General features: G+C 70.0%; 25 protein-coding genes. 10 read left to right on the top strand and 15 right to left on the bottom strand.

What is annotated here, in order from left to right; all coding sequences use genetic code 11:
• Nucleotides 1-18: 18 nt before the first annotated feature.
• Nucleotides 19-1,224: a trans-sulfuration enzyme family protein gene (locus SACCYDRAFT_RS10560; RefSeq protein WP_005456032.1), complete on the bottom strand. Its 1,206-nt coding sequence runs from the start codon at nucleotides 1,222-1,224 to the stop codon at nucleotides 19-21.
• Nucleotides 1,225-1,405: 181 nt separating this feature from the next.
• On the opposite strand from SACCYDRAFT_RS10560, the gene SACCYDRAFT_RS10555 reads away from it, so the two are divergent.
• Nucleotides 1,406-1,828, top strand: a complete 423-nt coding sequence (locus SACCYDRAFT_RS10555) for a GlcG/HbpS family heme-binding protein (RefSeq protein ID WP_005456031.1) — start codon at nucleotides 1,406-1,408, stop codon at nucleotides 1,826-1,828.
• An 87-nt stretch (nucleotides 1,829-1,915) separates the two neighbouring features.
• On the opposite strand, the gene SACCYDRAFT_RS10550 is transcribed toward SACCYDRAFT_RS10555, so the two are convergent.
• Together SACCYDRAFT_RS10550 and SACCYDRAFT_RS10545 are read right to left on the bottom strand one after the other, a co-directional pair.
• On the bottom strand, nucleotides 1,916-2,599 hold the full coding sequence (locus SACCYDRAFT_RS10550; protein ID WP_005456030.1) for an ABC transporter ATP-binding protein: 684 nt from the start codon (nucleotides 2,597-2,599) through the stop codon (nucleotides 1,916-1,918).
• Nucleotides 2,596-3,684: an ABC transporter permease gene (locus tag SACCYDRAFT_RS10545; RefSeq protein WP_005456028.1), complete on the bottom strand. Its 1,089-nt coding sequence runs from the start codon at nucleotides 3,682-3,684 to the stop codon at nucleotides 2,596-2,598. The genes SACCYDRAFT_RS10550 and SACCYDRAFT_RS10545 overlap by 4 nt, the downstream gene beginning before the upstream one ends.
• Nucleotides 3,685-3,851: 167 nt before the next feature.
• Between SACCYDRAFT_RS10545 and SACCYDRAFT_RS10540 the strand changes: the two genes are divergently transcribed.
• Together SACCYDRAFT_RS10540 and SACCYDRAFT_RS10535 are read left to right on the top strand one after the other, a co-directional pair.
• Nucleotides 3,852-5,072: a sensor histidine kinase gene (locus tag SACCYDRAFT_RS10540; RefSeq protein ID WP_005456026.1), complete on the top strand. Its 1,221-nt coding sequence runs from the start codon at nucleotides 3,852-3,854 to the stop codon at nucleotides 5,070-5,072.
• Nucleotides 5,069-5,710 carry a response regulator gene (locus SACCYDRAFT_RS10535; protein WP_005456024.1) on the top strand — a complete coding sequence of 214 codons (642 nt, stop codon included), beginning with the start codon at nucleotides 5,069-5,071 and terminating at the stop codon, nucleotides 5,708-5,710. The genes SACCYDRAFT_RS10540 and SACCYDRAFT_RS10535 overlap by 4 nt, the downstream gene beginning before the upstream one ends.
• A gap of 153 nt (nucleotides 5,711-5,863) precedes the next feature.
• Here the strand turns inward: SACCYDRAFT_RS10535 and SACCYDRAFT_RS10530 are convergent, their stop codons facing one another.
• The 9 genes from SACCYDRAFT_RS10530 to SACCYDRAFT_RS25400 form a co-directional block, all read right to left on the bottom strand.
• Nucleotides 5,864-6,307: a hypothetical protein gene (locus SACCYDRAFT_RS10530; protein ID WP_005456022.1), complete on the bottom strand. Its 444-nt coding sequence runs from the start codon at nucleotides 6,305-6,307 to the stop codon at nucleotides 5,864-5,866.
• Between the two features lie 165 nt (nucleotides 6,308-6,472).
• Nucleotides 6,473-7,945 (bottom strand): catalase, encoded by a 1,473-nt coding sequence (locus SACCYDRAFT_RS10525; protein ID WP_005456021.1) that lies wholly within the window; start codon nucleotides 7,943-7,945, stop codon nucleotides 6,473-6,475.
• An 11-nt stretch (nucleotides 7,946-7,956) separates the two neighbouring features.
• On the bottom strand, nucleotides 7,957-8,382 hold the full coding sequence (locus SACCYDRAFT_RS10520) for a Fur family transcriptional regulator (protein ID WP_005456020.1): 426 nt from the start codon (nucleotides 8,380-8,382) through the stop codon (nucleotides 7,957-7,959).
• Between the two features lie 110 nt (nucleotides 8,383-8,492).
• Nucleotides 8,493-9,545, bottom strand: coding sequence for a type III polyketide synthase (locus tag SACCYDRAFT_RS10515; RefSeq protein ID WP_005456019.1), 1,053 nt, complete (start codon nucleotides 9,543-9,545; stop codon nucleotides 8,493-8,495).
• Nucleotides 9,539-10,729: an acyl-CoA dehydrogenase family protein gene (locus tag SACCYDRAFT_RS10510; RefSeq protein WP_005456018.1), complete on the bottom strand. Its 1,191-nt coding sequence runs from the start codon at nucleotides 10,727-10,729 to the stop codon at nucleotides 9,539-9,541. Before SACCYDRAFT_RS10510 ends, SACCYDRAFT_RS10515 begins: the two co-directional genes overlap by 7 nt.
• The gene (locus SACCYDRAFT_RS10505; protein WP_005456017.1) at nucleotides 10,726-11,472 is read right to left on the bottom strand and encodes a class I SAM-dependent methyltransferase; all 747 of its coding nucleotides are present in this window, start codon (nucleotides 11,470-11,472) and stop codon (nucleotides 10,726-10,728) included. The genes SACCYDRAFT_RS10510 and SACCYDRAFT_RS10505 overlap by 4 nt, the downstream gene beginning before the upstream one ends.
• Before the next feature lie 62 nt (nucleotides 11,473-11,534).
• Entirely contained in the window at nucleotides 11,535-12,371 is an 837-nt protein-coding gene (locus SACCYDRAFT_RS10500) for a UbiA family prenyltransferase (RefSeq protein ID WP_043537200.1), read from the bottom strand.
• Nucleotides 12,372-12,553: 182 nt separating this feature from the next.
• Nucleotides 12,554-12,940 (bottom strand): hypothetical protein, encoded by a 387-nt coding sequence (locus SACCYDRAFT_RS10495; protein ID WP_005456014.1) that lies wholly within the window; start codon nucleotides 12,938-12,940, stop codon nucleotides 12,554-12,556.
• A 274-nt stretch (nucleotides 12,941-13,214) separates the two neighbouring features.
• Nucleotides 13,215-14,342, bottom strand: a complete 1,128-nt coding sequence (locus SACCYDRAFT_RS25400) for a pentapeptide repeat-containing protein (RefSeq protein ID WP_157606483.1) — start codon at nucleotides 14,340-14,342, stop codon at nucleotides 13,215-13,217.
• A gap of 1,384 nt (nucleotides 14,343-15,726) precedes the next feature.
• Between SACCYDRAFT_RS25400 and SACCYDRAFT_RS27300 the strand changes: the two genes are divergently transcribed.
• Nucleotides 15,727-15,888 (top strand): zinc-binding dehydrogenase, encoded by a 162-nt coding sequence (locus SACCYDRAFT_RS27300; protein WP_157606482.1) that lies wholly within the window; start codon nucleotides 15,727-15,729, stop codon nucleotides 15,886-15,888.
• Nucleotides 15,889-15,970: 82 nt separating this feature from the next.
• Here the strand turns inward: SACCYDRAFT_RS27300 and SACCYDRAFT_RS10485 are convergent, their stop codons facing one another.
• Nucleotides 15,971-17,185, bottom strand: a complete 1,215-nt coding sequence (locus SACCYDRAFT_RS10485) for an MFS transporter (protein WP_043537198.1) — start codon at nucleotides 17,183-17,185, stop codon at nucleotides 15,971-15,973.
• Nucleotides 17,186-17,282: 97 nt separating this feature from the next.
• On the opposite strand from SACCYDRAFT_RS10485, the gene SACCYDRAFT_RS10480 reads away from it, so the two are divergent.
• The 3 genes from SACCYDRAFT_RS10480 to SACCYDRAFT_RS10470 all read left to right on the top strand — a co-directional run bounded on the left by SACCYDRAFT_RS10480 (nucleotide 17,283) and on the right by SACCYDRAFT_RS10470 (nucleotide 19,287).
• The gene (locus SACCYDRAFT_RS10480) at nucleotides 17,283-18,209 is read left to right on the top strand and encodes a LysR family transcriptional regulator (protein WP_005456010.1); all 927 of its coding nucleotides are present in this window, start codon (nucleotides 17,283-17,285) and stop codon (nucleotides 18,207-18,209) included.
• A gap of 258 nt (nucleotides 18,210-18,467) precedes the next feature.
• Nucleotides 18,468-18,827 carry a hypothetical protein gene (locus tag SACCYDRAFT_RS10475; protein WP_157606481.1) on the top strand — a complete coding sequence of 120 codons (360 nt, stop codon included), beginning with the start codon at nucleotides 18,468-18,470 and terminating at the stop codon, nucleotides 18,825-18,827.
• A 184-nt stretch (nucleotides 18,828-19,011) separates the two neighbouring features.
• Entirely contained in the window at nucleotides 19,012-19,287 is a 276-nt protein-coding gene (locus tag SACCYDRAFT_RS10470; RefSeq protein WP_005456000.1) for a hypothetical protein, read from the top strand.
• Between the two features lie 350 nt (nucleotides 19,288-19,637).
• Here SACCYDRAFT_RS10470 and SACCYDRAFT_RS10465 read toward each other — a convergent pair whose 3' ends face one another.
• Nucleotides 19,638-20,153: a dihydrofolate reductase family protein gene (locus SACCYDRAFT_RS10465; protein ID WP_232283843.1), complete on the bottom strand. Its 516-nt coding sequence runs from the start codon at nucleotides 20,151-20,153 to the stop codon at nucleotides 19,638-19,640.
• Between the two features lie 38 nt (nucleotides 20,154-20,191).
• Nucleotides 20,192-20,779, bottom strand: a complete 588-nt coding sequence (locus SACCYDRAFT_RS10460; RefSeq protein WP_005455992.1) for a TetR/AcrR family transcriptional regulator — start codon at nucleotides 20,777-20,779, stop codon at nucleotides 20,192-20,194.
• A gap of 116 nt (nucleotides 20,780-20,895) precedes the next feature.
• On the opposite strand from SACCYDRAFT_RS10460, the gene SACCYDRAFT_RS10455 reads away from it, so the two are divergent.
• From SACCYDRAFT_RS10455 to SACCYDRAFT_RS10445, 3 genes are all read left to right on the top strand, one after another.
• Nucleotides 20,896-22,338, top strand: a complete 1,443-nt coding sequence (locus SACCYDRAFT_RS10455) for an MFS transporter (protein WP_232283807.1) — start codon at nucleotides 20,896-20,898, stop codon at nucleotides 22,336-22,338.
• Nucleotides 22,339-22,406: 68 nt separating this feature from the next.
• Nucleotides 22,407-23,195, top strand: coding sequence for a nucleotidyltransferase domain-containing protein (locus SACCYDRAFT_RS10450; protein ID WP_005455990.1), 789 nt, complete (start codon nucleotides 22,407-22,409; stop codon nucleotides 23,193-23,195).
• A complete protein-coding gene (locus tag SACCYDRAFT_RS10445; protein ID WP_005455989.1) occupies nucleotides 23,192-23,779 on the top strand; it encodes a nitroreductase family protein in 588 nt (195 codons plus the stop codon). The genes SACCYDRAFT_RS10450 and SACCYDRAFT_RS10445 overlap by 4 nt, the downstream gene beginning before the upstream one ends.
• Nucleotides 23,780-23,861 lie beyond the last annotated feature (82 nt).

The raw sequence follows: 23,861 nt of genomic DNA, 5'->3' as shown, positions 1-23,861 counted from the left end.
TGTCGGGCTACGAACCCCTCACCCGAAGGTCTCGTCGAGCGCGCAGGTCAGGTCGGCGATCAGGTCGTCCGGGTCCTCGATACCGACCGAGAACCGCAGATGGCCCCACTTGCGGAACTCCTCCGGGTAGTGCGCGACCCGTGGCCCCTCGGTGCCGACGTGCACGATGAGGGACTCGTCGTGGCCGAGCGACACCGCCGAGGTGATGACACGCAGGTTCGCGACGAACCGGTTCTGTGTCTCGGGATCGCCCGCGACGGCGAACGCCATCATCGCCCCGTAACCACGACCGCCGAACTGCCGTGTCGCGACGTCGTGCTGCGCGTGGTCGGGCAGTCCCGGATACGCCACGTAGGCGATGCGCGGGTCCTCCCGCAGCCGGGCCGCGATCCGCGCGGCGGAGGAGTTCTGCTGGCGCAGGCGCAGCGGCAGAGTCACGGAACCACGGGTGATCAGCCACGCGTTGAACGGCGAGATCACCCCGCCCACGTCCACCATCGCGTCGTTCTTGATCGGGGCGATCAGCTCGGCCGAGCCGATCACCGCGCCGCCCATCGCGTCACCGTGTCCGTTGATGTACTTCGTCAGCGAGTGCACGACCAGGTCCGCGCCGTCGGACAGCGGCCGGTACAGCGGCGGTGGGGTGAACGTGGAGTCGACGACCAGGATCGCTCCCGCGTCGTGCGCGATCGACGCCACCGCGGCGATGTCGGTGACCTTGGTGGTCGGGTTGGCGATGGTCTCGACGTGCACCATCCGCGTGTTGGGCCGGATCGCCGCCCGCACGGCGTCGAGATCGGTCATGTCGACGAAGGTGGCCTCGATACCGTAGCGAGCCGGCAGCAGCTCGGCGAACAACCGCCAGGTCGCCTCGTAGGTGACGTCGGCGACGACCACGTGGTCACCCGTGCGCAGGTGGGTGAAGAACACCGCGTGCAGCGCGGCGACTCCGGACGCCAGCACGACGGCGTCCTCGCCGCCTTCCAAGGCCACCAGCTTGTTCTGCAGCGCGAGCTGGTTGGCGCCCGAGTTACGGGTGTAGAGCGGGACGTCGGTCCCCGACCAGCTCAACTGGGCCGGGTCCTCGGGCAGCGCGTAGGAGTTGGCCATGACGATCGGGGTGCGGATCGCCCCCGAACCGGCATCGATCTCGTTACCCGCGTGAACGGCGTTCGTCGGGAACGACAGCGTGTCGGGCAGACGTTTGTCCGGTCGGGTTGTCATGCGCCCATTCTCGATCGGGAAGGCCGCCCTCGGAGGGGCGTACCACGCACTGGAACGGGGTGACCGATCGACCACGGACGGCGCCGAGGAGTCGACGCGTCGTCGGTGTTTCGACCCGTTCCTCGGTGGTAGGTGGCCGGTGTGGCCGACAGGCGGCCACTCACACGCGGAGGTGACGACCATGCGGCAGCTGCCGTCGGTATCGCTGGACGAAGCACGCGAGATCATCGCGGCAGGTGAACGCAGAGCGCGGGAAGTCGGGCAGCCGGCCAACATCGCGGTGGTCGACGCGGGCGGCAACCTGGTCGCACACGCGCGCATGGACGGCGCCTGGATCGGCAGCATCGACATCTCCATCAACAAGGCCTTCACCGCCCGCGCCTTCGACATCCAGACCGGAGACCTCGCCGACAACGCGCAACCCGGATCGCAGTTCTTCGGGATCCACGTCTCCAACAGGGGTCGGGTGATGGTCTTCGCGGGCGGGATCCCGCTCCAGCAGGACGGCCAGGTCGTCGGCGCCGTGGGCGTCAGCGGCGGGACCGGCGAACAGGACCAAGCCATCGCCGAAGCCGCGGTGGCGGCGTTCCGGCCCGCGGGGTGACGCTTTGAGGGCTTCGCGTCCGGCGACCGCCCGTGCTCATCCGGCACCGCGCACCGGTTTCCCGGGACACGTCCGTGGTCCGGTCGGCTATGGGATCGCCGCGGGACGGCGGAGGCGGCCGTCGTGCATCTCGGCGACCTGGTCGACCGCGGTGAGGTGAGTGCGGTCATGGGTGACCAGGACGGTCGCCGTGGCCTGTTGGTGGGTGAGGCGGGTGATCACGTCCATGACGGCGGCGCCGCGTTCGTGGTCGAGTGCGCTGGTGGGTTCGTCGACCAGGAGAACGGTGGGGTCGTTCACGAGAGCCCTGGCGATGTTGACACGCTGACGCTGACCGCCGGAGAGCTGATGCGGCCGTCGGTTCGCCTGGTCGGCAAGGCCGACGGCGTCGAGAATTTCGAGGGCCCGCTTCCGGACACCGCGCGGTTTGCGGCCGTCGAGCTGTGCCATGACCTGGAGCTGTTCGGCAGCGGTGAGGGAAGGCAACAAGTTGGGCTGCTGGAAGACGATCCCGACCTTACGGCGACGCAGGCCGGTCAGTTCTCCCCGGCTCAGGCCCGCGGTGTCGGTGCCGTCGATGACGACGGTGCCGGTATCCGGGGTGATGAGGGTGGCGGCGACCGCGAGGAGGCTGGACTTGCCGGAGCCGGAGGGGCCGACGACCGCCGTCAGGCTACCTCCGGGCACGTCCAGGCTGACGTCGTCGAGGGCGGTCAGGCGGGAGTCACCGTCGCGGTAGGTGAGTGTGATACCGGTCAGACGCAGACTCATCGGGCACTCCCCAGAGCGGTCAGCGGGTCGACGGAGGTGATGCGGCGGACGGACACGGCGGCTCCGAGCACGCCGAGCGCGATCAGCACGAGCGCGGGGACGAGGATGGTGGCGGGCGTGAGGACGAACGGCACGGCCGATCCGGAGACGACGGCTCCGAGGCCTGCCGCGATGCCACTGCCGACGAGCGTGCCACCGACCAGCAGGACGGCGGCCTGCCCGAGCGCGTCCCTCAGCAGACCAGCTGTGGAGGCGCCCAGTGCCTTGAGCACGGCGACGTCGGCGCTGCGCTGGATGGTCCACACGGTGAAGAAGGCACCGATGACGAGTGCGGAGATCACGAACAGGAAACCGCGCATGAGTTGCAGCGAGCCGTTCTCCGCCGCGTAGGAGCCGATCGCCGACAACGAGTCGTCCCTGGCGACCGTTTTCGTGCCCGCTGCCAGGTCGGCGGCGGCCAGATCGGTGCCGGGGGCGGCGTTCAGCGCGATGACAGTGGCGGTCGGCTCGCCGGTCGTGGCCGGGCGGGGCGCGACCGCCTGCCAGGTGGTGAGACTGGACCAGACGACGGGAGTGTGGCTGAAGGAGGCGTCACCGCTCACCGCAGCGACGGTGACCGGCTGCCCGGCGAGGGTCACGGTGTCGCCCACCACCACGCCGAGGTCCTCGGCGGCGGTGGTGGACAGCACCGCCGCCTGGTCGTCGATCCGGCCACTGTCGGGCGCGAGCGGCGAGCCGGGCCGGACGCCGAAGGCGGACACGGTGACGCTCCTGTCGCCGGCAACGGCCTTCGTGGTGCCGATACCCAGCGGTTCGGCGTCGGTCACGCCGGGCGTCGTGGCCCACTGCCGCCACTGTTTCTCGGTCACGGTGGAGTTCGCGTACGACAGCCCCTGCCTCGCATCGGGCGCCCCGAAGGCGATCCTGTCGGCGGGCAGTGACGTGATCGCTGAGACGTTCCGCTGGCCCAGCCCCTCGGTCAGCCCGGACAGCAGTCCGACCAGCAGGGTGATCAGCACGATGACAGCGCCCACCAGAGCGAAGCGCCCCTTGGCGTACCTGAGATCTCTCCAGGCGACGAACACGATCGGTTGCCCTTCCTAAACGAAGCGGGATGTCATTCCACGGTGGCCGCCGCTCCCTCCGGACGGCATCCGACGCGGGTCGGCAATCGGCACGACGAAAAGCGGCAGGCCGGTTCTTACTTTCGACGGAGGCCCGCTCGCGGGTTTCTCCCTAGGCTGGAAGGACTGTGAACACCACCGCGCCGGCCCTGACCCCCACCACTCGTGCTCTGGCCTGGTGCTTGCACCTGCTGGTGCTCGGGCTCCTCGTCCTGGCCGCCGGACGGGCCGTGGCCGCGGGTGACCCACGCGCCGGAGCGGTCGTGGCGGCGGCCACGGCATGCGGTCTGGTGTACGCGGTGGGCCCCGTACTGCCACACGTCAGGCGTTCCCGGCGGGCCGCCGCGCTTTGGCTGACCGCCGTGGGGGCCGCCTGGCTGGTGTTGCTGGCCCTGTCCGCCGACGGTGTCTGGGTGGCGTTCCCGCTGTACTTCCTCCAGCTCCACCTGCTGCCGCGCCGCGCCGGGCTGGTCGCCGTGGTGCTCACCGCGGCGGCGGCCGTCGCGGGCTTCGCGGCGCACCAGGGTTCCTTCGGCGCGGCGATGGCGATCGGGCCCGCTCTCGGTGCCGCCGTGGCGGTGGCGGTGGTCAGGGGATACCAGGCCCTGTACCGGGAGAGTGAACAGCGCAGGCGCCTGATCGAGGAGCTCACCGACACCCGCGCCGATCTGGCCGCCGCGCAGCACACCGCCGGTGTGCTGGCCGAGCGCGAACGGCTGGCCCGCGAGATCCACGACACCCTCGCGCAGGGACTGTCCAGCATCCAACTGCTGCTGCGCGCCGCCGAACGAGCGCTGCCCGGCACGCCGGAGACCGCCGCCGGCTACGTGGACCAGGCACGGCAGGCCGCCGTGGACAACCTCGCCGAGGCCCGCCGGTTCGTCGCCGCCCTCGCCCCGCCCGCCCTGGAGGACACCACCCTCGCCGGTGCGCTGGAACGCCTGTGCGCCACCACCAGCACCCGCCACCCGATCACCGCGCGGTTCCGGCTCTCGGGCGAGGCCGTACCGTTGCCGACCGCCCACGAGGTCGCGCTGCTGCGCATCGTCCAGTCCGCCATCGCGAACACCGTCCGCCACGCCCACGCCACCAGCGCCGAAGTCACCCTCCGCTACCTCGGTGACCGCGTCGAGGTGGACGTCGTCGACGACGGACGCGGCTTCGTGCCCGGCCGCCTGCCCTCGGCCGGCCCGCAGACCGGTGGGTTCGGGCTCGCCGCGATGCGAGCCCGTGTCCAGTCCCTCGGCGGGACCTTCACCGTCGACTCCGCACCCGGGCGGGGCACCGCCCTCACCGCCCGGCTTCCCGTCGGGCACCCCACCACAGCCGCATCCGAGGACCACCTGTGACCGACACCGACACCGTCATCCGCCTGCTCCTCGCCGACGACCATCCCGTCGTCCGTGCCGGGCTGCGCGCCGTGCTCCAGACCGAACCCGGCATGGCGGTGGTGGCCGAGGCCGCCACCGCCGAGGAGGCCGTCGCCCGCGCGGCCGGAGGCGACATCGACGTCGTCCTCATGGACCTGCAGTTCGGGGGTGGGATGAGTGGCGCCGAGGCCACCGCGGCGATCACCGCGCGTCCCGACGCTCCCCGCGTGGTGATCGTGACCACCTACGACACCGACGCCGACACCCTGCCCGCCATCGAGGCCGGTGCGACCGGCTACCTCCTCAAGGACGCGCCGCCGGAGGACCTGGCCGCCGCCGTCCGCACCGCCGCCGCGGGCCGCACCACGCTCGCACCGGCCGTCGCGGACCGGCTGCTGCACCGGCTGCGCTCCCCCGGCACCTCCCTGACCCGGCGCGAGACCGAGGTCCTGACGCTGGTCGCCGCGGGTCTGTCCAACCACGCCATCGCCACCCGGCTCCACCTCACCGAGGGCACCGTCAAATCGCACCTGGCTCGCGTCTACACCAAGCTCGGCGTCGACTCCCGCACCGCCGCCGTCGCCACCGCTACCGAACTCGGCCTCATCCGCCGCTAGCTTGAGTTTCGACCTTCCGGCTTCTCGCGCCAGAGGCGCTTGAATCTCGCTGCCCGTACGCGCAGTGATCGTCCTGCCGCGCCTGTGTTGATCTTTTGCCGGTCAACCTCATCGGCTTCCCCTGTACCTCGGACGGAGGAAGGCTGGACGCACTCAAGTTAAGGGGATCGAGGCCTCGCCAACCGCCACGAGCAACTCGATGGGAAACTCCGGGTCACCCTGTCCGACGGCGAGTCCGATCCACCTGTCGACTTCCGGCCGCCACCAGACGAGCATCTCGCCGCTGAGCTGGCAGAGCTGGTTCATCGGCTCCGGAGCTAGGCTCTGACTCCAGAGATACCGTTCCAGATCGATCGGCTTGGGCCCGCCCCAACGCGCCGTCAACGCAGTCACCAGCGTTTGGAAAGTGGCCTCGACTTCCTCCCTGGCCGCCTCGACGGTTTCTTCGCTGCGGTCGTCCCAGAAGTCCTGGCTGGCCTGGAGAACGCACACGTGGTAGCCAGGCCCGCCGGAGCGATCCTTCTCTTGCGTGTGCGTCCCGGGAAAGGGCAGGGCGAGCAGGCTCTCGACCATGGCGAGCCGATCTTCCTTACCCATGTCTTGAGGTTAGCGAGCCGGCGAAGGTCCACGGACATCGCACTAGCGATCTTCGAAGACGGATCCCGGCGTTCCGGTGCCGTGCCGGGCGCCACGGACGGCGAGGGCCCGGCCGCCCCATCGGGACGGCCGGGCCCTCGTTGTTCACCCGCTGCGGGAAGGGGCTCACTTCTTCTCGTAGTACGCCTTCTCGATGCGCTCACCGATGGTGGCGTCGATGTTGCGCCAGTACTGGAAGGCCCGCGACAGCACGGGCTCCTCGACACCGTCGGCCAGGCTGCCGGACACCGTGTCGACGAGGCGGTCACGCTGCGCGTCGTCGAACACCTCGCGCACGAGGGTGCCCGCCTGGGAGAAGTCGTCGTCCTCCGGGTGCAGCGAGTAGGCGCTGCGCACCATCTCGCCGTCGGACTCCCAGCCGTCCTCCACCGGGCCGGTCTCGTCGGCCCACGGACGACCGTAGGAGTTCGGCACGTAGACCGGGGCCCTGCCGGAGTGCTCGAACGCCATGTTGCCGTCGAAGGTGTAGGAGTTGGTCTTCACCTTCGGCCGGTTCACCGGCAGCTGGAAGTAGTTCGTGCCGATCCGGGCGCGCTGGGCGTCGGCGTAGGCGAAGGTGCGGCCGAGCAGCATCTTGTCCGGCGACACACCGATGCCCGGCACGAGGTTCGACGGCGCGAACGCGGCCTGCTCGATCTCGGCGAAGAAGTTCTCCGGGTTCCGGTTCAGCGTCATGGTGCCGACCTTGATGAGCGGGTAGTCCGCGTGCGACCACACCTTGGTCAGGTCGAACGGGTTGAACCGGTAGGTCTTCGCGTCGGCGTACGGCATCACCTGCACGTACAGCGTCCAGCTCGGGTACTCGCCACGCTCGATGGCATCGGAGAGGTCACGCCGGTGGTACTCGGCGTCCTTGCCCGCGAGGCGCTCGGCCTCCTCGTTGGACATGCACTCGACGCCCTGGTCGGACTTGAAGTGGTACTTCACCCAGAACTTCTCGCCCTCGGCGTTGACCCACATGTAGGTGTGGGAGCCGTAGCCGTTCATGTGACGCCAGGTGCGCGGCAGGCCGCGGTCGCCCATCACGTACGTGACCTGGTGCGCCGACTCCGGGTTCAGCGTCCAGAAGTCCCACTGCATGTTGTTGTCACGCAGACCGGTGCCCGGCATGCGCTTCTGGGAGCGGATGAAGTGCGGGAACTTCATCGGGTCACGCAGGAAGAACACCGGCGTGTTGTTGCCGACGAGGTCGTAGTTGCCCTCGCTGGTGTAGAACTTCAGCGAGAAACCACGCACGTCGCGCCACGTGTCGGGCGAGCCCTGCTCACCGGCCACGGTGGAGAACCGGGCCAGCATCTCGGTCCTGGCGCCCTTCTGGAACAGCGCGGCCTTCGTGTACCGGGAGACGTCCTCCGTGGTCTCGAAGACGCCGAACGCCCCCGCGCCCTTGGCGTGCGGGTTGCGCTCCGGCACGCGCTCCCGGTTGAAGTGCGCGAGCGTCTCGACCAGCCGGACGTCGTGCAGCAGCAGCGGTCCGTTGCTGCCCACGCTCAGCGAGTTGCGGTCGCTGACGGCGGGTGCGCCGTTCTCGCGCGTCGACGGCGTCTCGTGGTACGGGGTGCCCGTGGTGTCGGACATGCGTTCTCCTTTTAGGAAGCGGAGTTGGACAGGCAGGAGGGGCAGTAGCCCCAGTAGATGACCTCGGCCGAGTCGATGAGGAAACCGCGGTCGTCGCTCGCGTGCAGGCACGGCGTCTCACCGACGGCGCAGGGCACGTCGACGACGTCACCGCAACCCCGGCACACGAGGTGATGGTGGTTGTCGCCGGTGGCGATCTCGTACCGGCTGGGTGAGCCCGCGGGCTCGGTGCGCCGGAGGATTCCCGCATCGGTGAGGGTGTGCAGGATGTCGTAGACCGCCTGTGTCGACACGGCTCCCAGCCGGTCGACCACCCGGCTGCGGACGGTGTCCGCGTCGGCGTGGGGACTGGCTTCGACCACCTCCAACACCGCCAGTCGCGGAGCGGTGACCCGCAGCCCGACGTGGCGGAGCAGGTCGTGGTGGGAGGGTCGCATGTCTCCAGGTAAGCACCTTTTCTGGAATCATTCAAGAAAATGACCGAGTCCAGAACGGTGAACCCGAACACACGTTCCCATCCGTGGCCAGTCCGGTACTCGGTGCGTGCTCACGTCGCCTGCACCAGGGCGGCGTACAGGGTCAGACCAGGCCCGAACGCCATCGCGACCCCGTAGCGTCCCGCTCGGGGACGGCCACCGCACCGCAACGCCTCCAGCACGAGGAACACCGTCGCCGACGAGCAGTTGCCGTGTTCGGCCAGCACGTGCCGGGACTGCGCGAGGGCGGCGTCGGGCAGTGCCAGTCCGTCGCCCACCGCCTCCAGGATGCGAGGCCCTCCGGGGTGTACGGCCCAGGCGTCGACGTCCGCCGGGGTGAGGCCGTGCCGGGCGAGCAGCCCGGTGATCATCGGGCCGACGTGGCGGGACAGCACGTCCGGGACGCGGGGGGACAGGCCCATGCGGAACCCGAGGTTGGTGACGTTCCAGGTCATGTGGTCGGCGCCCGCCGGGTCGGTCAGCGCCGCGATGTCCACGATCGCGAGCGCTCCCCGCGTGGGTTCCGGCCGCACGACCACCGCGGCCGCCGCGTCGCTGAACAGCGAGTGCGCCACGGCCTGGTCCAGGCTTCCGGTGGCCGGTTGCAGGTGCAGTGAGGTGAGTTCCAGACACAGCAGCACCGCCGCCTTCCGCCGGGCCACCACGAAATCCGCGACCGCGCCGAGACCGGGGATCGCCGCGTAGCAGCCCATGTGGCCGATCAACAGCCGCTGGACGTCGGGCGGCATCCCGAGGTCGGTGGTGACCCGGATGTCCAGCCCGGGTGTGGTGTAGCCGGTGCAGGAGGCCACCGCGAACAGCCCGACGTCCTCGGCGGCCAGACCACTGTCGGCCAGGGCGGCGGCCACCGCGCTCGCTCCCAGCGGGGGCGCCTCCCGCGCGTAACGCCGCATCCGCGCCTCGGTCGACCACGTCGACACGTCCTCGACGAGAGGGTTCACCGCTGCGTGACGTCGACGCACCGTGGAGGACCGGAACACCCGTCCCGCCGCCCGAGCACCGGAGAAGTGCCGGGCGAAGAAGTCCTCCCACAGCGTCTCCTGGTCGACGCGAGCGGGCGTCGCGATCCCGAAACCGGTGAGGTGGGCGGTCGTGCTCACCATCGAGGAGTCGCCGTATCCCGTTCGGGGTCACCGCCCAGCGCCGCGACTCCGAGCCAGTCGGCGCAGACGTCGGAGGTCGGTGGTTGCAGCGCGCCGCATCGGGCGTCCCGGAAGATGCGTTCGAGGGGGTGACCACGGCGGGTGGCCGACGTGCCCGCCGCCTCGAGCATGCTGGTGGCGACCTGCGCGGCCGTGTCACCGGCGAGCAGTTTCGCCCGCCAGGCCGCACGACGTGTCTCCTCCGCTCCGGGGTCGGCGTCGACCCGCCGTGCGGCCTCGGTGACGGCGAGGCGGGCCGCGGCCACCGCCGTGTCCGCCCGCCCGATCCGTGCCCGCGCGGCGGGCAGGTCGTTCAGTCCTCGTTCGGTCAGGTGCGCCGAGGCGGCGTCGACCGCGGACTGGGCCACCCCGACGTAGACCGCCGCGTAGGAGGCGACCAGCCAGTGCGGCATGACCTGCGCCAGCAGGAGGGTGAGCCCTTCCACCCCACCGAGCAGCGCGTCGGCGGGGACGGTGACGTCCAGGTGCAGGTCGTGGCTTCCGGTGGCCCGCATGCCCAGCGAGTTCCACGTCGGTTCGACGGTCACTCCGGCGCAGGCCGGCACGAGGAAGTACGACACGACCGGCCGGTCGTCCGGGCCCGGTTCCGGGGCCCGGGCCGCCACCAGGTAGGCGTCGGCGTGTCCGGCCCCGGACACGAACGCCTTGGAGCCGGTGATGTGGAACCCTCCGGCGGTCCGCTCGTAACACGTCGTCAGCCGGGACAGTCGGGAGCCGACGCCGCGCTCGCTCATGGCCACGGCGTAGAGGGCACCGGCGGCCGCGTCGGCGAGGATCCGGTCGCGCGCGGCGAAGTAACCCGGCGGTGCCCCCATCGACCGGGCCACGTCGTCGGGTGTGTGCGCCAGCGCACCCGTCACCGACGCGTGCATGTTGAAGATCAGGGCTGTCGCACCCGATCCGGCGGCGAGTTCACTCGCGACGGCGGTGTAGTCGGCGAAGCGGGCACCGGACCCACCGAGCCGGGTGGGCACCATCAGTCCCAGCAGCCCGGCCGCGCGCAGGTCGTCGAAGTCGGCCTGAGGAAAGGAGGCCAGCTCGTCGTACTCCGCGGCGCGGCGCGCCAGCCCCGGAGCCAGTTCCCGCGCCGCCGCGGCCGGACTCGTTCGCTTCGTGCTCGTCATCCGCGCCGCCCCACAGCCTGGAAGAGCACCGCCGTGGACCGCGTCGGCCGCATCCGGACGTGGTCGGTGCGTCCGGCCAGCCACCGCACGGAATCGGTGAGACAGGGTCTGAGACCACGCAGCCGCAGCCTCACCCCGTGAGCCGCGCATTCCCGCACGAGCGCGGCACGGTCGACGAACAGCACAGGATCATGGATTCCTCGTGGCGGGCCGCCGGGAACCCGCTCGGCCACCGTCACCGCGAGGAAGCGCGCCGCCGCCGTCGCGGCCAGAGTGTCGATCACCAGCAGCCCTCCGGTGCGGAGAAGCCGACAGGCTTCGCCGACGGCCCTCGCCAGGTCGGTGACGTGTTCGAGAATCTCCCCGGCGGTGACCACGTCCGCGCAGCCGTCGGCCAGGGGAACGCGCAGCACGTCACCGCGGACGGCGGTCACGCCGTGGCGGGCGGCCTGCGTCAGCGCGGAGGCGCCGAGGTCCACCCCGATGTGGTGGTAACCCTTGCCCGCGAGGTGTGGAGCCAGCAGCCCCGCGCCACAGCCGAGGTCGACCAGCACCGCGCCGGGGCGGTCGGCCGGCGGCACCAGGTCCGCCCGGGCGGCGGCCAGCCAGTGCAACGCCGCGAACGCCCCGCGAGGCCGCCACCACTCCCCCGCGAGATCGTCGTACTGTGCCGGATCGTTGCGGCCTCGGAACAGCTCCGGGTGAGAACGCCGCCGCGTCCGGACCTCCGGTAAGGCAAGCACTCCTGCAGTGTCACCGATCCCGCCGCTGCCGGCTGGCCACGGAAACCGTCATGGTGAGCCACTCACCCCACGATCGTGTGACCGGCCGTGAGCAGCAGGGCGAGGTCGAGCAACGCCACGGCCAGCACCGCACGAAACGGTGCGCGCGACCCTCCCCGGCGGCCCAGCAGGAAACCCGTCACCAGCACCGCCGTGGCCAGTACCGGGACGACGACCGCCACGAACGGCTCCACCGACGCCGCCACCGCGAGGACGAGCGAGGCGGTCAACAGCAGGGCCGCTGCCGCGACCCGGCTCCCGGCGGCACCGATCCGGTGTGGCAGCCCCCGAACGCCGGTCACCGCGTCGGCGGCGAGGTCGGGCAGCACGTTGGTGAAATGCGCTCCCGCACCGAGCAGCGCGCCTACGGCGGGCAACCACCAGGGTGGTGCCGGCGCGCCGGGAAGCCCGAGCACCACGAAAGTGGGAAGCAGCCCGAACGAGAGTGCGTAGGGCAGCACCGACAGCGGCGTCGACTTCACGCCGAGGTTGTAGCCCCACGCCGATGCCACGGCCAGCAGGTGGACCACACCCGCCACCGGGCCCGACGCGAGTGACGCGGGCACGCACACGACGGCGGCGGCAAGCGTCGCCAGCGCCAGAGCGCGCCGCGAGACCGCGCGGGTGACCACGGGCTTGTCCCGCCGCCCGGCCAGCCGGTCACGGTCGGCGTCGAGGAAGTCGTTGAGCCACCCCACCGAGAGCTGTCCCGACAGCACCGCCACCGCCACCGCGACCACCCCGGCACCGTCCCGTCCGGTGCTCAGCGCCAGCCCCACGGCGACGGCCGTGACGACCACGGTCGGTTCCGGATGGCTGGCGCGCACCAGAGCCACGGCGTGTGCTGCGAGACCTCGCACGAAACGCAGTCTGACACGGCGGGCCCGCGCCGACCGGCGGGCGAGCAGTCCCCTTCGGACGCGAACACCCGTGTCGCTGCGAACCTCCGCCCAGGCGGCACCACGGTTCACCCCACAGTGGCGACCCGTCCGGACGAGACCGGGCGGAGCGGCACCGGATGGCACACGGAAACGGTGAGCGGTCACGAGTGCACCATCCGGTCCACCGTGTCGAGGATGTCGTCTTCCTGATTCGAGAGCCACGAAAGTGTGGCGTTGGCGAACTGCAGTGCGCCGACACCCGCGTGCTCCCGGAACACCCGGCGCAGGGCCGCTGCGCGCTCGTCGGAGGGAGGATGGTCGGTGACCACCAGGGCCTCGGGGATGTCCTGGACCTCGTTCCGCACCCGGGTCACGAGGTGGTCGATGGCGAAGAAGAGAAACGGCCCGGCGAGCGCCAAGTTGGCCCAGAGCCGGTCACGGGATTCGAGACCACGCAGTACCAGCAGCGCACCGATCTCGTCGGCCTCGAACTCCTGGGACCGCGTTTTCCGGATCAGCTCGCCGGACTCGGTGCGGGTCCGCGACACGTCCAGGTGGCCGGCCAGGAGGTGTCCCAGCTCGTGACTGATGACGAACCACTCGGTCGCCCGGGTCAGGTGGAATCCGCTCGCGCTACGGGAGTCGAGCGGAATACGTCCGCCGAGCCGGGAATCCCCCTGAAAGATGTACGCGACGACGGCCCGTGCGATGACCGCGCGTGCTTCCTCCCTGCGGCGGGTCAGCTCGGCGGTGGGATCCTCGAACGAAAACTCCCCGGCGATGGCTCGGCTGCGCGAACTCGCTCGATGTCAGAGATTCATGTCACCCACAAGTATCTCGAATAGGTTGCCGCGGACGCGGAACGACACGACCTCTCGCGATGAGCAGGTTGGCCCTCATAGTCGTGTGTCGCTCGCGGACGGCACGCGACAGGCACGGACCCTTCCGTCGGCAGACCTGCCAGTGTATCCACGAAATCTCCGTTGTGTAGCAGAAAGTGCGGCTGTCCGCATCAGCGCGTCGGTCACTCACCGGTTCCACGGACGCGTCCTCCGCCAGCCCCGAGCCACCCTCGAGGCCCGGGTCCGGCACCCGGGCCAACCGACCCCACGGGACAGTTGGATCACCACCTTCCGGTGCCTCCACATCCTCGGCTGGCCGCAGTTCCCATCCCTCCGGCCAGGTGTGCGCACCGTTGAGGGGTGCTATCGCGCCGTCGAACGAGATGCGCTTGCCGAACGTCACGCCTTCGAACGAGGCGATGCCGAAGCCGCTCGGGACATCTCCGAGTTTGCCGACGCCGAGGCCGAAGATGGCTTCGTCAAAAGAGGTCTCGCCGAGGAATTTGGCACCTTCGAACCAAGGGACGCAGAACCCAGCATCCTCAAAGGAGGTGCGTCCGAAAAACCGGGCTCGTCTGAAGCCTGTCGTCTCATGGAGGAGGCAATGGGTGAGGTTGAGGTCGTACAAGTCTGCCCCGGCCAGATTCACAGACAAGACGTTGTCCCAGTACTGCGCTGACACGGGCCTACCTCTCCACGGGCTGGAGTGGACGTGCTCGCGCAGCAGCTCCTGCACAGTCAGCCGCACTTCCAGCTCTTGGCGCAGCTCGGCGGCTTCCTCTTCACGCACGTTGGCCGCCTCAGGATCGCGGAAGGGCATGCGCAGGTAGGCGCACCACACGTTGACGATCGCCTGCCGCTGCTCGGGATAAGTACGGCCCAGCCTCTGCAACGCATACAAAGCACCGAGCCGCACCGCGGCACTGTCGTGGCCGAGCTGTTCGACCGCAACGGTGTAAAGCTCGGTCATCCGCTGCTGTTGCGAATCCTCCTCCGTCGTACGCTGCCGCCGCACCGCCAACAGCAACGTGCACACCGCGCCCACACCGCCTGCGGCCGCCAACCCGGTCCGGATAGCGTCGGTCCGGGCCTTGGTCTCCTCGGCCACCGCCGAGATCCTGTCCTTCGCCTCGGTCGGTGTCGGGAACTCGGGCGGCCACGACCACCACATCACACCCGCCCCGATACTCACCGCTGTGACGGCGCAGAAGCCTACCCACCACCACGACAACCGCCGATGCTTCCGGGTCGCAGCCTCCTTCCGAAGACGACGACGCCACAACCATCCCCGCCACCAGAACCCTAACCGCGATTGGGCCGCTCGGACTCTCCACTTCACGACAGCACTATGCCGCGCGCGTGATCACGTGTGGCGCGAACGCCTGATCCTCACCGAAGCGGGCCATTCTGCGCGGCCTCCGCGCGGAGCAAGATGTGCTGCGCAGTGCCTCTTCACCGCCCGGCCCGCGGAGCAAGATACCGAAGAACTGTCAGATCGCGGCCGACGACGTCGTCGGCCGCTGGCAGCATGAGGGCACGTCGCCGGAGGAGGGGGCCTCGGGCCGGCGGGCCGGAGTCGAAGGGGCGGCGATGGCGGTGAGGGGATCGAGCACGCGGGGTCAGGCGGCGGCTGGGCAGGGGCGGCGGCGGTCACGGACCTCGGTGTGGTTGACCGAGCGGGAGTGGGCTGCGGTGTGCGCGGCCGCGGCGGTGGCGGGGAGGAAGCCGGGAGCGTGGATCTCGGCGACCGCGGTGCAGGCCGCGTCCCGCCGCAACGCCGGGCGTGACAGAACCGAGCGGGCGGTGGTGGAGCGGTTGATCGAGCAGCTGTGGCAGCAGCGTCGGGGTGCTGGCCAACATCGGCGGCAACCTCAACGACGTCGCCAGAGCGGCGAACTCGACCGCCCTGCACAGGCGATGTCGATCATCGCTTTCCAGATGGCCGCGATGTACCTCGGCTCCGCCGTCGGCGCAGCACTCGGGGCGCGCTGCTCACCGCCGGAATCGGGGCGGCCGACCTCGCCGCATGGGCGCTGGCCCCCGCCGTGCTCGCGCCGGCGCTCACCGGGTGGATCGCGACGCGGGCTGCGGCGGACAAGGCACCTCACGCCGCACAGTTGGAGGCATGCAAGAGCGTCGCATGATCGATTATCCGATGGTGCTACGACCGTCGACACGAGAACCCGTGGCCGCGAAGGCCGCGGGTTCTCGATGGTGCAGAACCTTGCGATCACGAGCGCCGACACGCTGCTCGTGCACGGAGCTGCGGGGAATGTCGGGTCCGCGACCGTGCGGATTGCTCTCGACCGGGGTCCCCGCGTCATCGGCACGGCCTCTGCCCACAACCACTCGTACCTGCGTTCCCATAGGGGACGATCCCCGTCCCCTATGGGAACGGACTCGTCGCCGCGACCCGGGCCGTGCTCGTTGAGGGTGGCCGTGCGGTGACGGCGTAGGGCGACGAGCACTCCCGCGCCGCCAGCATTCCGTGGGTGCGGCACCCCGACGATGAACTGGAGCAGACCGTCGCGATCGCCGCGCGAGGCGGGCTCACTGTCAAGATCGGCGAGACATCCCCCCTGGCGCGAGCAGCCGACGCCCTGCGGCTGAGTCTCACCGGTCGCCCAGCAGGGAAGATCCTCCTCACACCTTGATCTCTGTGGGTCATCGACAACCCGTTCGGCACCGCGACGCATGGACCGTAGGCACGGCACCGGACTGACGATCTCGCCGGCCTCAGACACGCAGGCCCCGCTTCGGCCCGGGCCCGACGAGGCCGACCAGCAGCGAGGCCAGCGCCACGGCGGCGGCCGTCCACAGCAGCGGCACGATGCCCGCCCCTTCGACCACGAGACCGCCGGCGAACGCACCGAGGGCGATGGAGCCCGTGAACACGCCGACGTAGAGGCCGGTGACGTGCTCGACCCTGTCCGGGGCGGCGGTGGTCATCCACAGCTGCGCACCCACCGAGAGCCCGCCATAGGCTACGCCCCACACAGCGATCGCGAGCCCCGCGACCAGGGCGCTGGTGCCGAAGACGGCGAGGATCGCCAGGGCGAGGCTGATTCCTGCCGCGAGCAGCAGCACCGTCAGGCGCGGCTTGCGGCCAGCGGCGGCTCCGGCGGCGAAGTTGCCGATCAGCCCGAAGACCCCGTAGAGCAGAAGCAGCAGTGCGATCGCGTTCGCCGACATCCGCGGCAGCTCCTCGAGCGCGGGCCGCACGTAGGTGTACGCGGCGAAGTGGGCGGTGACCAGCAGCACGACGACGGTCAGTCCGGTGATGACCGCTGGCCGCGCCAGCGAGGCCCGCTGCCCGGTCTCCACGCGATTGTCCGTCGCCTCGGGACGGCGCAGGACCGGCAGCGCGAGCAGCAGGGCTGCCGCGGCGACCAGCGCGATGGCCGCGAGGGAGCCGAAGGCGGCCCGCCAGCCGAAGGCGTTGCCGACGAAGGTGCCCAGCGGCACACCGAGCACCGAGGCCGACGCCACCCCGCTGACGGCGAACGACACCGCCAGGGCGATGCTGCGGGGCGCGACGAGCCGGGTCGCGACCGCCGAGGCCATCCCCCACACGACTCCCATGCCGACGCCGAGGATGACACGCGAGACCACGAGCATGCCGAAGCCGCCGGCGATCATCGTGAGCCCGTTGCCGATCGCGAGCACCACCATCGCGACAGCGAGCACGACGCGGCGGTCGAGGTTCCCGAGCAGGCGGGGCACCACGGGGGCGGTGACTGCCGAGACCAGGCCGGTGATCGTCAGGCTCGTCCCGGTCGCCCCCGCGGAGATGCCGAGCCCCTCAGCCATCGGGGTGAGCACACCGACCGGCAGCATCTCGGAGGTCACGACCAGGAACGTCGCCAGCGTGAGCACGCCGACGGCGACCCACTGGTGCAGGGAGGTCCGCTCGCCACGGATCGCATCGGGGGAAGTCACAGAACAGCTCATGCCCTCCACTCCATCGTCTGCAAGGGGCGGGAACAACGCCGATCTCCTCATCGATCGATGAGCTTGGCTCATCGATCGGCTGGTAGGCTCATGGGTCATGAGCGCAGGGCTGACCACGATGCACCAAGCGCATCTGCAGCAGATCGAGTGCCTGATCACCCTGGCCGAAGAGCTGCACTTCGGGCGCACCGCCGAGCGGCTCGGACTCTCGCAGTCACGGGTCAGCCAGCTCATCGCCACCCTCGAATCACGGGTCGGGGCCCGGCTCGTCGCCCGCACCAGCCGCAGAGTCTCCCTGACCCGGGTCGGCGCGCAGTTCGTCAAGGAGGTCCGCCCCGCCTACCGGGGTCTGCTGCGCACCTTCGACCGCGCCCGGGAACGGGCGATGCGCGGAGCCCTGGAAGAGCTGCGGATCGGGTTCACCGGCATGGTCTACGAGGAGATCACCGCCACCTTCCGCGCCCTGCACGACCAGCACGGCGTGGCCGTGCACACCCACGACCTGCCGCTCGGCTCGCCCTTCGCCGCCGTGCTGGGCGGCGAGGTCGACGCCGTGATCGTCGAGCTTCCCGTCCACGAACCCGAACTGACGGTCGGGTTCCGGTTTCCCGCCCAGGACCAGTTCGTCATGCTCAGCGCCGAGCACCCGCTGGCCAACCGGGACGCCCTCGACGTCGAGGACCTCGCCGAACTCGATCTGCTGCACCGCACCGGCGACGCCCCCGACTACTGGAAGGCCGCCCGCACCCCGCCCGTCACGCCCGGCGGAGTCCCGATCCTGTCCACCGCGGGCATCACCACCATCCAGCAGGGCATCACCCTGGCCGCCTCCGGCCGGTACGCCATGCTCGCCTGCCGCCCTCTGGCCGAACACCACGAACGCAGCGATCTGCGCTACCTCCCTGTCCGCGGCCTTGAGGCCACCAGCCAGCTCGGGCTCGTCTGGCGCACCGACCACTCAAGTCCGGCGCTCTTCGCCCTCGCCGAGCTCCTCGAACGCGCGAGCCTGGCGACGAGCGGGTAGGAACTGTCATCGCTACGCAGGAGCGAGCTTGAGCGTCGGGTCGCCGTCCACATCGCCCTCTTCGCCAGCCAGGTGTTCGCCCTGCGCCGTCTACGGCTCGCTGGATGAGCTCTGTGCACTTGGGTGAGCCGGACTCGGTGAGAGGATCATGTCTGCTCCGAGACGACGCACGCGGTCTCGGCGGGGAGAACGAAGCCATGACGACGAGGCAACGCGTCCCACTCACTCCAGGCCGGGTGTGGGAGATCACGACCGTGCATGGCACCCGGCACCTCGTCGACCTGCGCGATCCCGACGGCTGTGTGCGGCGGATGCGGATTTCCGGTGATGGCCGACCGGAGCACAACGTCGACGGCCAGTGGCAGGGACGGGTCGGGACCGTGCACTATCCCGGAGCGCCCGAACCTGAGCCGACAGACCTCGACGGCGCAGCAGCGGATCGCGCGACGCCACGAGGTCGTCATCAGCGAGCCCTGCGTCTTCCTCGGACCAGGTTTCGGCGACTACTACCCGACCGCGAACATCCTCGCTGTGCGGGCGCTCGACGATGGCGAGATCCCGCCCCTGGGCAAGGTTGCGTACGAACCTGTCGATGACCCGGACGACGCTGTCGACTAGTAATTCAATACCCGTTCACGCCGAACGGTGGCGCGACACGGACACGTGCCAGACGCGAGTCGAACCCGCCTGCCGCGCCGGAGAATGGAGCCATGGAACGGCAGATCGACTTCTCGCGTGACCGGCACATGCTGTGCGGGGGCTGCGCTCAACGATTCCTCGTCGGTCTGGACTGGACCGACCGATGGGAGCCGACCCAGCCGTCGGGCTGACCGCCGAGACCCGGTTGCGGATGGGTGGAGACCAACGGGTCGCCGCTTGGACCGAGCGTCAGCGAGCGAAAGCTCTCCACGCCGGCACGTACGAGGCTGCGATCCACAACATGCTGTGGCGCATCGATGGTCAGGCCGATCACAACAGGCAGTTCTACCTGTACCGCGTTCGCCTCAAGCCGACGGTCGCCGTGAGAGAGGGCTGGGTCGTCGAACCCGGCGACTTCGTCGGCGCTATGTCGCTGTAGGAGGTCCGCCCTTCAGAGATCGATATCGTCCTGCCGGGCTCGCTGTGATATCCGCGGTAGTCGATGAGCCGGCCGCTACGGCAACGTTTTCGGTGGCGCGGTCTCAGGGATTGTCGTCGCGGGAGCGTCGGTACGCCATGGTTCCCGCGGTGGTGATGTGGACGGATCACAAGCTCAACCCCGCGTCGGGAAACAACGTCCCCGGACATCACACCTAACCGAAACTGTCACCTATTCGTTCAGCAGACCCCTGCTCACGATCGTCTTCGTGGCTTCCTCGCCGTTGGCCCGACTGGGCCGCCTGCCCGACGCAGGGTTACGCTCAAGCCAGCTCGTACGCGCGCTCGGTCTTAGACGAGGTCGTAGGTGATGCGGACGAGGCCCTCGTCCGTCACGTGCGATCCGCGCACGCGCAGCGAGCGTTCTGGTGTGCCCTCCCCGAAGAGGGGCAGGCCGTCACCAAGGATCACCGGCGCGATCGACACCGTCAGCTCGTCGATCAGCCCCTGACGCAGGAAGGACCGGATGGTCACACCCCCGTCGACATAGACCTCGCTCGCACCCCGAGCGGACAGCCGGTTGGTCGCCTCGTCGACGGTCCGGACCAGCTCGATGTTGCCGTCGTCGGTGTCGAGGGCACTGCTGAGCACCAGCGTCGTCAGGCCGGGGAAGGGCCAGTCGCCGAAGGTCAAGACCTTCTCGTACGTACCTCGCCCCATCACAAGAGTGTCGATGTCGGGGAAGAACGTCTCCCACACAAGCGCGGGGTTCGCTGCGCTCGTCGTGACGTGGCCTCTGTCCGTCGGCAGACTCTCGAGCCACCTCACATCCCCATCCGGTCGGGCAATGAATCCGTCCAGGCTCATGGCCAGGAAGGAACGACCACGCCAGGTGCGGTTGTGTGTCATCGGCTCTCCTCGGAGGTTGTGGATGTGCCGACGGTAGCAAGCGCGGCCGTGATCTCCTCCTGGGGCGGAAGCGAATCCGGGTCCAGGAGCGCCTGCATCGCGAGGCCGACGACGAGCGCGTGGACAACGCTGCCCACCGCTTCCCCTCGTTCCCCCGCCGCCTTCGGGCCGGCCCCGTCCAGCACGAGTCCGGCCAGCTCCCGTCGAGCCTCGGCCGTCGCGTACGCCAGCGATTCGCGGATATCCTCCGCGAAGGCGGCGTGTGCGAAAGCCTGGACGCTCGCGACGAGCAGCTCCCGGCGCTCAGGCATCGACGACAGCAGTGCGCGGAGGGCGATGGCGAGCCGCTCCGACGAGCTGGCTGCCTGCGCGTTCTGCACGGCATCCGTAATGAGGTCGCCCCATTCGCTCTGAGCCTCGATCGCCGCGAGGTTCATCAGTGCGTCCTTTGATCCGAAGTGGTACCCGATCGACGCGAGGTGCGACCCGGCCGCCGTCGCGATGTCGCGCGCGGTGGTGCGGTGGTATCCCTTCTCGACGATGCAGTGCTTCGCGGCTTTTAGCAGGTCCTCACGTTGGCTCACGACGCCATGCTATCGTACGTACGTCAAATTGAATGGACATACGAACGAAAAGTGAGAACGTGTCCTCCACATCCCCGCCCCATGCACCTGCCACCGCGAGGACGTGGGTGGGTCTCGTGCTGCTACTTCTGCCCGCCCTGTTGGTCTCCATGGACATCTCGATCCTGTTCGTGGCCGCACCGGAGATATCCGTCGCACTGGAGCCCACTGCTTCGCAGATGGTGTGGGCGATGGACATCTACGGCTTTGTGATCGCGGGTCTGCTGCTGCCGATGGGAGGCCTCGGCGATCGGATCGGGCGACGGCGGCTGCTCATCATCGGCGCGGTCCTGTTCGGCATCGCTTCCGCATTCCTGGCCTTCGCGCCGACGGCGGAGATCCTCATCGTCGCAAGAGCGGTCCTCGCCGTCGGCGGAGCCACGCTCGCCCCCTCGACGTTGGCGTTGATCCGAGACATGTTCACGGCAGAGCGACAGCGAGGCATCGCGGTGTCTGCGTGGACGGTGGCGTTCGCCGGCGGGTCGGTGCTGGGACCCATCGTGGGCGGGGTACTGCTGGAACACTTCTGGTGGGGATCGGTCTTCCTGGTGAACGTGCCCGTGATGCTGGTGCTGGTCTTGGCAGCGCCGTGGTTGCTCCTGGAGTCTCGCAGCGCCACGCCGCATCCGTACGATCTGCCAGGAGCCGCGCTCGTGACGGTGAGCATCGTCGCGGCGGCGTTCGCCGTGAAGCACACCGTCTCTGCGGGGCCCGGCGCCGCATCCGCGGCCGCCGCCGTGATCGCTGCGATCGGGGTCACCGCCTACGTCCTGCGCCATCGCCGCATCGCCTACCCGCTGCTCGACGCATCGCTGTTCCGCAACAGGCGCTTCAGCTCCGCGGTGGCAGCCAACGCGGCGATCGCATTGGCCCTCACCGGTCTCGGCTCCCTCGCGTTCACTTTCGTGCAGACGACCCACTCGTTCAGTGCGCTGCAGGCCGCGATGTGGGCCCTCCCCGCGTTCGCCGGCACGCTCCTCGGTGCCGGTATGGCCGCAGCGATTCCGCTCCGCTTCCCCCGTGCCGCGATCCTGGTTGCCGGCGTGGTGATCGCCGGAGTCGGGTTCTGCGTCGTGGCCTGGTGGGGGGTGCCGGGTACACTTTGGACGTTCCTCTTCGGCTACCTCGTGATCACGACCGGCGCCGGTCTCGCCACCCCGACGGCAAGCACCCTCATCCTCTCGGAGGCCCCGCAGGCCCGCACGGGCAGTGCGTCCGGCCTGGCTGAGAGCAGCACCGAACTCGGTGGCGCGATGGGAATCGCGATTCTCGGGACGGCGGCGGCGACGGTGTACACCCGCGTCATGCAGGAACTCGCGCCGTCGGAGCCCCGCGCGTTCGAGACGGTCGCCGGCGGCATGGAGGTCTTTCGGGGCGACGCAGAGATGCTGCAGGCGGTGATCGCGGCCTACGGGGACGGCGTCGTCACCGCCTCGCTGATCGGTGCCGGTGTGTGCCTGCTCGCGGGCGTCCTGCTGGCCTTCGCACTTCGGCGACGTTCAATCGGGTCCCGCGGATGACCCGAAGTCGCCTCCTACCCATGTGATACAGAGCACGAGCGGGTGCGAACGAGCGAAGGAGAGAGAAGATGACCGACGACACATTCCTGAACGGCGTCGCGGACGCTCTTGCGGCTCTGCCGGCTGTCGAGGGCGTCGCGCTCGGCGGCTCGCGCGCTCAGGGTACCGCCGGAGCCGACAGCGACTGGGATCTCGCGATCTACTACCGAGGCGCGTTCGATCCCGACCACCTGCGCGCCATCGGATGGGAAGGCGAGGTGTCCGCCATCGGCGGGTGGGGCGGAGGCGTGTTCAACGGGGGAGCCTGGCTCACCATCGAGGGACGCAGGGTCGACGTGCACTACCGCGACCTCGATGTGGCCGAAGCGGAGATCGCGCGGGCCCAGCGTGGCGAGTTCGATGTCGAGCCCCTGATGTTCCACCTCGCGGGCATCCCGACCTACCTGATCGTCGCGGAGCTCGCCCTGGGGCGGACGCTGCGCGGGGAGGTGCCGGCCGTCGACGACTACCCCGCCGCGCTGCGTCGTTCCGCGGCGGCGCGGTGGTCGCAGATGGCGGAGCTCACCCTCGGCTACGCCGCGGCGAATCACGCCCCCCGCGGCATGGTTACCCAGTGCGTCGGATCGATCGCGATCGCCGCATGCCAGTTTGCCCATGCTGTCCTCGCCGCGGAGGGCACATGGACGACGAACGACAAGAGGCTCCTGCATGCGGCCGGCCTGCAGGAGATCGACGCGGTGATCGCGGCGGCAGGCGACGACGCGCTGGCGGAGGCCGTCGCGCGCGCCGGCGCCCTTGCCCGCGCCCGCCTGGAGAGCGCGACCGCTCGGATAGCCGGCGGGACGGACGCGGCATGACCGCCAGCCGCGAGCGGGGATCCGCGGCCGAGTGGCCCGGTCAGGAGCCGCGCGATGCCGACGCCGCGTGCCTGGCCGCGCTCGTCGCCCAGCCGGCCGTGCGTCGATTCGATCCGCAGCGGACCGTCTCCTCAGCGACGGTGGCTCGCCTCGTCGACATCGCCCGTCGGACCGGATCCGCGCGCAACCGGCAGCCGTGGCGCTTCGTCGAGGTACGAGACCGGGGCACGCTGGAGCACCTGTCGCGCCTTGGTGCATACGCCCAGTTCCTCGCGCGGGCGCCCGTGGCTCTCGCGATCGCGTCTGAGGACAACGGGTTCGCCGACACGGAGTTCGATGTCGGTCGCGTGACGCAGACGATCGTGCTCGCTGCGGCCGCGCACGGTCTCGGGTCCTGTCCCGCAACGCTCTACCCCTCGAGCAACCTCGATGAGGCGAGGAAGGCCCTGGGCCTGTCCCGGGCTTGGCTGCCCCGACACGTGCTCGCGCTGGGGTACCGGCACGAGGGTGCTCCGCCGCGGGGCGTGAGCACGGTGCCGCGTGGGCGGCTCCCTCTCGACGCGCTGCTCAGCCGGCGCCCGTAGCCGCTTCCGGAGGCACGGCTCGGCTCGCGCGGCCACCTGCCTCAGGCGAACGCGTCGGGCGCGGTGGCCAGCAGAGCCAGCA

It is taken from the genome of Saccharomonospora cyanea NA-134 (genome assembly GCF_000244975.1).
Classification (GTDB): domain Bacteria; phylum Actinomycetota; class Actinomycetes; order Mycobacteriales; family Pseudonocardiaceae; genus Saccharomonospora; species Saccharomonospora cyanea.
The sequence above is the reverse complement of the archived record's forward strand: the minus strand, read 5'-3'. Positions and strand labels throughout refer to the sequence as shown.